This is a genomic window from Anaerotignum faecicola (assembly GCA_024460105.1).
In the GTDB taxonomy this organism is placed as follows: domain Bacteria; phylum Bacillota; class Clostridia; order Lachnospirales; family Anaerotignaceae; genus JANFXS01.
The window spans coordinates 1-435 of sequence record JANFXS010000339.1 but is presented as its reverse complement, the minus strand read 5'-3'; the positions used below and the strand labels follow the sequence as shown (position 1 = coordinate 435).

Genomic DNA, 435 nt, shown 5'->3' with positions numbered 1-435 from the left:
AACTCGCTGGAGTGATGGTCGAACCAGAGGCCGCAGCCTTCTACAAAGGGGACATTTGCCAGACAGTCATCCTCCGTGATCTCGACGAGACCATCCTGCAGATCCTTCGGATGTGCAAATTTCCAATGGTCGATGACGCCTGCTTCCTTTAGAAGCGCACCGCAGACGAGACCATCAAAGTCAGAACGTGTTACTAATCTCATAGTTTCATTTCCTCCTGCTTTTGACATTTTCGTACACTTTTTGTAATTACTGACTCTATCATATCACTTTTGAAGGCGGTTGAACAGTCAATAAATTTTTGAACGGGAGCCGGGTTTTGTGAAGATATGCTTGACAAGGTTTCGTTCATACGATAATATTAATATCGCAACAGAAACAACAGGAAACAGAATAACAATTGAAAAGTACGTAATATCCCTTATTGAATAAGGG

The 435-nt window shown here is 42.5% G+C and carries 1 protein-coding gene; it reads right to left on the bottom strand.

What is annotated here, in order from left to right; genetic code table 11:
* The coding region (locus NE664_14270; GenBank protein MCQ4727800.1) for an exopolyphosphatase at positions 1-203 on the bottom strand (203 nt) is incomplete at its 3' end.
* Positions 204-435: the final 232 nt, after the last annotated feature.